At 31.7% G+C, this 8,077-nt stretch carries 8 protein-coding genes; all 8 read left to right on the top strand.

What is annotated here, in order from left to right; translation table 11 throughout:
* Positions 1 to 972: bacteriophage T4 gp5 trimerisation domain-containing protein (locus T368_RS15905; RefSeq protein ID WP_027338381.1), on the top strand; the 972-nt coding region annotated here is incomplete at its 5' end.
* Positions 973 to 1,197: 225 nt separating this feature from the next.
* On the top strand, positions 1,198 to 3,222 hold the full coding sequence (locus T368_RS16690; protein WP_004087679.1) for a DUF6402 family protein: 2,025 nt from the start codon (positions 1,198 to 1,200) through the stop codon (positions 3,220 to 3,222).
* Positions 3,222 to 3,686: a hypothetical protein gene (locus T368_RS0106870; protein ID WP_004087677.1), complete on the top strand. Its 465-nt coding sequence runs from the start codon at positions 3,222 to 3,224 to the stop codon at positions 3,684 to 3,686. Before T368_RS16690 ends, T368_RS0106870 begins: the two co-directional genes overlap by 1 nt.
* Before the next feature lie 5 nt (positions 3,687 to 3,691).
* Positions 3,692 to 4,762, top strand: a complete 1,071-nt coding sequence (locus T368_RS0106865; RefSeq protein ID WP_004087675.1) for a bacteriophage T4 gp5 trimerisation domain-containing protein — start codon at positions 3,692 to 3,694, stop codon at positions 4,760 to 4,762.
* 8 nt (positions 4,763 to 4,770) lie between these two features.
* Positions 4,771 to 5,421: a hypothetical protein gene (locus T368_RS0106860; protein WP_004087673.1), complete on the top strand. Its 651-nt coding sequence runs from the start codon at positions 4,771 to 4,773 to the stop codon at positions 5,419 to 5,421.
* Between the two features lie 13 nt (positions 5,422 to 5,434).
* Positions 5,435 to 7,231 carry a M23 family metallopeptidase gene (locus T368_RS0106855; RefSeq protein ID WP_004087668.1) on the top strand — a complete coding sequence of 599 codons (1,797 nt, stop codon included), beginning with the start codon at positions 5,435 to 5,437 and terminating at the stop codon, positions 7,229 to 7,231.
* 55 nt (positions 7,232 to 7,286) lie between these two features.
* Positions 7,287 to 7,493, top strand: a complete 207-nt coding sequence (locus T368_RS0106850) for a hypothetical protein (RefSeq protein WP_004087666.1) — start codon at positions 7,287 to 7,289, stop codon at positions 7,491 to 7,493.
* 4 nt (positions 7,494 to 7,497) lie between these two features.
* A complete protein-coding gene (locus T368_RS0106845) occupies positions 7,498 to 7,866 on the top strand; it encodes a hypothetical protein (RefSeq protein WP_004087665.1) in 369 nt (122 codons plus the stop codon).
* Positions 7,867 to 8,077: the final 211 nt, after the last annotated feature.

The following is an 8,077-nucleotide window of genomic DNA, read 5'->3' as shown; positions in this document are numbered from 1 at the left end:
ATAATCTCTTTCTTAGATAATGATATAGATAAGCCATTTATATCTGGAAGTTTATATAATACAACTAATCCTAGCCTAATACATAATCCCCTAGATTCCCATAAGACTTCTTTATCAAGTAGAACAATAAATTTAACAAATATAAGAAACTCATCAAATTCACTAAACCAAGCAGATTCATCACAAACAGAGCATTCAAACACAGCAAATATCATTGAACAAGGTTATAATGAACTTACCCTATCAAATATAAAAGATAATGAAGAAATCTATATAAGAGCACAAAAAGACTACACGGAAACAATCAAGCATAATTTCTCTCAAACCATACACAACAATAAAGATTCTAAAGTAGAAGGAAGCTATACAGAATCTATCACTAAATATCACAAACAAGAAATACTCGGCTTAAAAGATGTAAGAGTTGGTGCAGAATACCTAACTAATGTAGCCCTAAGCAAAGATACTATAGTAGGATTATCTCATACTCTAAATGTAGGAGAGAGTAATAAACTTAGAGTAGCTAAAGATAGTAGTGAATCTATTGGAGGGGATAAGAGGGTGGAGGTGGGAGGGAAATTTCAAACACATATTGAACGCTATAAAATTGAAACAATTGATGACAATGCAACACAAATTGTGCAAGGTTACAATAATATACAAACTAACAAAGATTTGCAAATCGATACACAAGGTGAGACCTTGATTAAATCTCAAAATAATATTCATGTGCATACCTCACAATCTGTATCTATAAATGCTGAAGTTAATAGCACCTTATTGAGTGATACTATTCATGCTATAGCTAAGGGCGATATATATAATCAGGCACAAAACCAAATCCTCCACCAAGTAGGAGACACTTCTATTACTGCTAAGGGAGATTGTGTTATTATTAAGGCTGGTGGAGTAGAAGTAGTGATAGATTCTAAAGGACTTGTAGTTAAAGGTGGGGAGGTAAAGGCGGAGTGAGGGGTAAAGAAAACAAGATAAGATATTATAAAGAAATTAAAACTTCTTTGATAAACTTAAGCTTTGAGAAAGAAGAGTTCCCTTAATCTTATGGAGGATAATAATGAGTAGATATGAAGCACAAGTTAATCTTCCACTAGCCCTCAACAAAACAATCAGATTCTCCTTTATAAGTCTTTTAAAATGTATTTTACAAGTTTAAAAAATTACAAAAAAGAATGACCAATGAGCGAAACAATACAATTCCAAATCCAAGCCTTAGATGAATACACAAGAATGCCTATTGCTAATGCAAAACTCCAATTACAAAATGTCAATCTAGGACAAGAGGCAATAAGTGATACTCAAGGTTTGGCTACTTTTGAAATAGATTCCAAGCAAAATCTTAAGTCCTTTAGAGCAAAGCTTATTCATAATAACTATCAAGAATGTCCTATGTTAGATAGAAGTATTATTCCTAATGCTATCAAAAGAAGAGAAAAGCCACTTGAATTACGATTTAAGAAAAAGTTAGATAATTTTGCGGTGCAGCAAGTTAAATTAGAACCAAATGAATATATACTTACAGACGCTAATAATGAAATCATTACCAAAAACTTTTACAAAGTGGGTGATACTCTCACATTTGAAGCAAGTTTTGATGAGAATAAAGCAAAAGAAAATGAGATTCAATGGGCATATAAGGTTATGAAACTTGATAAAATCCAAATATTCCAACGACAAGATTCTAAAGACAAAAATCCATACAGCACACAATTACACCCTTCTAAACTTGATGAGCCTTTAACAGATGCCCTACAAGTCCTAAAAGATTCTAAAACCTCCTTTTCAAAAATATCTGCTCATACAATTAAAAATAACAAATCTGATGAAGCAGAACCCGAAAATATCTATAAAGGCAAAACTTTAGAAATTATTTTACCTCAAGACTTTGAAAACGAACAAATTGCTATCTTTGCTTACAAGAACGAACCAAATTGGAAAGTATGTCAAATAATAAGAATCAATGACTACCCCCAAATCACCATTGATTGCACCTTAGCAGAGACTTTAAGGGCTAATGCGAAAAATGATGAAATCTCAAGACTTGGTTGGGGAGTAAGCTATATATGCCAAAGGCTATGGCACGATAATCCCGCTAATGCTAGAGAATTAGGAGAATTAATCTATGTAGATTCTAAATCACAAGACTTTATAGATTCTATCCCTAATGCAACAATGCAAACAATAGTAAAAGATATATTGCCGAGAGTGGAGATGAGGGAGTTTGGAAAAGATACAGCTAATCGATGTCCAAAGATAAAATCTCAAATACAAGAGAATGATAAGAAAAATTTGAGATTCTATATAGAGCTTGATTGGGACGAGTTTTATTTAAAGTTTCCTTTGATGAAAGGCTTAGAGGATAAAATATTAAAAGTTTCTACTTTTGGAAATGATGTTAATCAATTTGTTAAGGATTCCATAAAAGAAATGACTTATGAAGCTTTTGAATATGTCCGCAAAACAACGGAAACACCAAAGATTTTGCATAATAACTTCTTTGATAGCACATTCTATAATTTAATTATGGAATGGCTTAATAGCCAATCTATACAAAAAGATTTAGAAAATATCCTAAACAACAAAAATAGTAATGTAAAATTAGTTGTTAAACTGCACAATATCTATCAAGGCTTTATAAAAAATGAAAAGATATTTTCATTGAAAAGCAATGATTGGATAAGTGAGAATCCTTGTGAAAAACAATCTCTTATTGAAATAAAAAGCCCCTATAAATTATGGGGGCAATGTATGCGTGCTTATGGTTTGGGAGACACAGCTTTTGCAAGTTTTTTTGATTTCAAAGAGGCAATAGCCCTTTATGCTCTAACAGGTAAATTTAATATCTACTATATCCCTAGTCTCTTTAAAATCACTCAAGGCAAAAATAATAGTATAGATATTCAAATTACAGAAATAAAAGCCTATATCTTTGATGGCTTTGATTTCATAGGCACACCAGAACAATTTGTAGGTGCTTGGAATTATGAGAATGTGGAATTTAGAGAATATTATAGTGTGGCAAAAAATTTTGTTGATAATAATAGTGCGGTAAAAGAAATGAACAACAATATTATGCGAAATTTTGACTACCAAAACACACAAAACTTTTTCAATCTCGGTTGTGATTTTAGAATCCTTACTGCCACCTTTAAAGATATAGAAGTGTATCCTTTGTCAATGCCCATAAGTGTGAGGGTTGATTGATGAGAATGTATGAATTAGATTCTTCTTTGCTTTTTCTGTCTTTATTTGCCTTTATCAATTTCTATATGTGGGTATTGTATGGGATTTTCCTTGTTTCTTTTTCATTGATTCCCAAAGTAAAATCCTACTATTTGTTGAAAAATTTTCTCTTAATTTGGTTTATCAGTGGTTTGTTGTATGGTATTGTATTTTTTTGTTTTGGTTGTATTTCATTTGTTTTATATAAGATGAGTTCAGTTTTTGAAGAAATAGCTTTCTTGCTCTTTGTATATTGGATTACAAGTTGGTTTATGACTATCATCTCAAGCGTGCTTTTTGCTTTGATTCGTTTCTTGATGATTAAAGATAAGGCTAATATGCCCATTCCTACCAAAAATCAAAAAAAGATAGTGGGTGTTGCAGGTTTTATCCACTGCCTCTTGTCTCCTGCATTTTACTTGGCATTTTTATTGGTCAGGGTATAATCTCAATGAAATGGTTGAATCTTAATCTCGGTTGTGATTTTAGAATCCTTACTGCCACCTTTAAAGATATAGAAGTGTATCCTATTGCAAGTGCAAGTTCAGGTTTTTATCATACTCCAAGAGTGGGAGATGAAGTGATTGTGAGTTTCTTTGATGAGGATATAGATAAGCCTTATATCAGTGGAAGCTTATATAACCAAAGTAATCCTGCCTTACCCTCTTTACCCTTAGCCTCTCATCAAACAAGTTTAAGTGCAAGAACTCTTAATAATAGCAGTGCATTGCAAGCAGAGAATACAAACTCTCATCACAATCTCATAGAATCTGGATTTAATGAAATCACGCTTTCAAATCTCAAAGAACAAGAACACATCTATCTTCAAGCACAAAGAGATTATGAAGAACTCATTAAGCATAACTTCACTCAAACCATACATAACAATAAAGAATCTCAAGTAGAGGGAACTTATAATGAAAGGATTAAAAAGATTCATACTCAAACCATAGACTTAGCAAAGATTGTAAGTATTGGAGGAGAATATAATACCAATGTAGCTTTATCTAAAGATACTATTGTAGGATTAAGCCATACTTTAAATGTAGGAGTAGATAACAAAGTAAGGATTGCAAAGAAGAGTAGTGAATATGTAGGAGAGGATAAGGAGGTGGAGATAGGGGGGAATCTCAATACAAGTATCAAACAAGATGAGAGTAGGAATATAAAAGGGAATAAGAGAGAGGTGGTGGAGGGAGATGTTGAATTGGATTCTATAAAAGGCTTAAATTACAGAAGTCAAGAACATATTAATCTACAAGCTATCAATTATATAGATGTATTTGCAAAAGAGAGCTTCTCTACCCAAACAGATAAGCAACACACAGAAACTGCAGATTCTAAATATAGTGAGATTCAAACCAATTATAGCGTTAATGCTGGTAACACTATAATTCACCAAGTAGGAGACACTTCTATTACTGCTAAGGGAGATTGTGTTATTATTAAAGCAGGTGGAGTAGAAGTAGTGATAGATTCTAAAGGATTAGTTGTTAAAGGTGGGGAGATAAAGGCGGAGTGAGGGGTAAAATGGAGCAAAAAATAATCATATTGTTACTATGCAGCCTTATGGGTTATGCTTGGAGTATGCCAATAAAAGAAAATACAAAATCTACAACGCAAACTATTGTATCACTAGATTCTGTATTGGAAAATCTTATCAATAAAGCCACATTAGATTCTGTAAACAACTTGACACAAGAGGAATGCGAAAAGTTGCAATATACCTATAATGCAAATTCGCAAGATTCGCAGAATGATAAGGATTATAGTGAGGAGCAAAGCTGCTACTACGTCGCAATACAGAATCTTAAAACCACTACTGCGGAACTTATAGCTAAAAAACACATAGCCACTGATACAAATTCGCTAAATTCTATTCTGCATTACAAAATCATTGCTTTTTTAAGTACCACAAATTTACAAACTTTGCGTGATACACTAGGCTTTGAAGTAACTTATCATTTACAAAATGTGATAAATATTTGCCATCGTCTTGATGGTTTGGAGTTTGAAGCAAGCTGTAATTTGTATATGCAGATTTTTGATGATTTAGCACGATATGTAGCACAAAAACAGAATCTACCACAAAAAGCAATGCAAGACTATCAAAATAATTTTGAGCAAATCACACAAGACGCACTTGATAGCATAGAGCAAGAACTACCTGATATGCCGTAGTATAAGGAATACAATGCTCCTAGCAGATAATTTTAGAAATATTATTACAATGATGTTATTTGGCAACAAAAATAAGAATCAAGAAATATCCATACCAAAAGATTCGCAAGGTAAAGTATTAGGGAATGGCTATCTCTATACAGATATATTAGAATCTAAGAGAGATAATCCAACAATCAAACCATTTCAAAAAGACACTCAATATAGAATTACAAGCACTTTTGGCAGGAGAATTGATTTAAAAAACAGAGAGCCACATTCTGGCATAGATATATGCTTTTCACAAAGCTTTTCAATGGGAGAATTTACTTATAAAAAGCCTCCATTATTTTCACCAATAGATGGGCGAATTATTTTTAATGAAAAATCTTCTTTAAACTCTGTGTATATCATTGATAAGGATAAAAATAAGCACGGATTGTTGCATATGGATGTGGTATTCGTGCAAAATGGACAAACAATTAAGCAAGGAGATTTGGTTGGCATTATTGGCGGTATTGGTAAATCTTTATCAAACATAGACGATCGGCAAGTTAATACTATTTATGATAATGTATTAAAACTTCAAGAAGTAAATTATTTTCAAGCATTTATTGATTTTTTAAAAAATGATTTTACGATATTAGAAAATATCAAAGATGATATACAAATGCAAAAAGCCCAAGAGTTTATTAATAAAAAATGGCAAGAAAGTATTGCAAAACAACATAAAGTATATATAGATATATTACATAAAAATGGTATTCAAGCTATACATCTTAATACATTACTAAAGCTTATGGAGCGCAAGGATTTAGAAAAAGAAAAAGAGCGAATAATAAAAAATGAAATTATTAGGCATCTAAGAAATAAATTTGCCATACATTTGCATTATCAAATACAAGATTCTCAAGATAAGCTACTAAATCCAGCAGTATTTTGGAATACTACATACAAGATAAAAGAAACGCATTACGATGAGCAGGATACTATTATTCAAGTAAATGGTTTGAATAAAATCTATGAATATAGCTATGACAAAAACTCCAATTTGTTAGAGATAAAAACACCAAAAGGCAGACGCTTTTTTTTATATTACACCTCTGAAAAATATTATACGCTCCATAATCCAAGCACAATAAAAGAAAATTTGGGCTTATATTATAATGCTAGAGATGTCGATTCTAAAGAATTTAGAATCTGTGAATATTTTTTACAAGAAAAAGAGAGGCTCAAACAACAAATTTTGTTATATAGGAGATATAAAAATGGCAAAATAGATTCTCAAAATAAAGATAAACAAGATTCACATAATAATTGGTTTCGGGTCATTTCAGGAACTTCAAATTTTAGCAAAACAGAAATAGAACTAGAACCATTTTACTATCAATGGTATAAAAGAGATGGAATATTAGGAGAAGCACCAGAACAAAAAATAGAGAATCCAAATGGGACGGTAACAATCAATCTAACTCTTAGTAATCAACAGGGCTATTTACAAAACACTCCTATTTACATTTATTCTTATTTTCATCATAAGCTTTATGAAAGTAAAACTGATGAATATGGGTTATTGCGTTTTTGTCTATCATTTGAAGAAACAAATAAAAGCTTTACTCTCGCCTTGCACTGCCATAAAGAGTTTTTTAATATGGATACTTCCGATATGGTAGGAAATATAACCAAAATAACCCTTGCACCCAGCCATATACAAAATAAAGAATATATTGGATATAAAACAATACAATATATGCCCAAACAAGAATCTAAATCAAACATTAAGGTAGAAGTTATACATAATATGCCTTATCAATATTATTTTGAAAATTAAGACAAATGGTAAAAACTAAAGATTCCACATTTTTAAAGGCTTATTGGGAGAGACAATGAAATTTGTAAGAATATACAGAAAAAGCAGTAAGGACGATATAAACCTAGAGAATGTTACATCAGTATCTTATAATGACGATAAGCTTGAGATACGCATTTATTACATAGGTGGTGGCTATGAGCGTTACAAACTTGAATCTGAGGACAAGCATAACGAAATGTCTGCCACTATATCAGAGGCAATATACAAAGAAAGGGAGTAACACAATGAAAACAATAGTATTTATAACAACTCTCTTAGTTGCTATATCAATAGGAGCACTTATTGGTGGTTGTATGGAGACTAAATCTAAAATCTATTTAACAGAGGAGGAGTACATTTCATCACTAGCTGCAGAAGTACTGATAAAAGAGATGTGTGAGAGAGTAGAGTTACAACAGAAGTTGCTAGAGAGAGCTCTTAAAAAAATTGAAGCAGATGAGAAGTTTTCATACCATAGAGATATATACCTGTTAGACGTAGTCACAAATGATGCTATTTGTCAAGCGTGGAAACGAAATATAACAGAATATATTTGGAGATATAAGATTGAAAAATCTAAAATGGAAGCTTACATAAAAGGAGCTAAACAATGAAAACTAAAATTTTGACAGGATTAGCCATTATGGCTTTAGGAGCAGGACTAGCATTCGGAGATGTAATGTGTAAAGGGGATGAGCAAAGATAGACTAGAAAGTCTTTTTAACCTTAGAGAACTCAACGACATAAAAACTGACTACTATAATAGGGGGACACTCCCCTTATGTTTGTAAATATAGCGATTATGGTTACTCTGATACCCAAGCT

Source organism: Helicobacter bilis ATCC 51630, from assembly GCF_000686565.1.
Taxonomy (GTDB): Bacteria; Campylobacterota; Campylobacteria; order Campylobacterales; family Helicobacteraceae; genus Helicobacter_A; species Helicobacter_A bilis.
Note: the sequence above shows the minus strand (reverse complement) of the source record. Positions and strands in the feature narration are given on the sequence as shown.

Coding starts and splice junctions, on each gene's coding strand:
- T368_RS0106870 (WP_004087677.1), top strand. CDS start 3,222: ATGAGAATGTATGAATTAGATTCTTCTTTGCTTTTTCTGTCTTTATTT.
- T368_RS0106850 (WP_004087666.1), top strand. CDS start 7,287: ATGAAATTTGTAAGAATATACAGAAAAAGCAGTAAGGACGATATAAAC.
- T368_RS0106865 (WP_004087675.1), top strand. CDS start 3,692: ATGAAATGGTTGAATCTTAATCTCGGTTGTGATTTTAGAATCCTTACT.
- T368_RS16690 (WP_004087679.1), top strand. CDS start 1,198: ATGAGCGAAACAATACAATTCCAAATCCAAGCCTTAGATGAATACACA.
- T368_RS0106845 (WP_004087665.1), top strand. CDS start 7,498: ATGAAAACAATAGTATTTATAACAACTCTCTTAGTTGCTATATCAATA.
- T368_RS0106855 (WP_004087668.1), top strand. CDS start 5,435: ATGCTCCTAGCAGATAATTTTAGAAATATTATTACAATGATGTTATTT.
- T368_RS0106860 (WP_004087673.1), top strand. CDS start 4,771: ATGGAGCAAAAAATAATCATATTGTTACTATGCAGCCTTATGGGTTAT.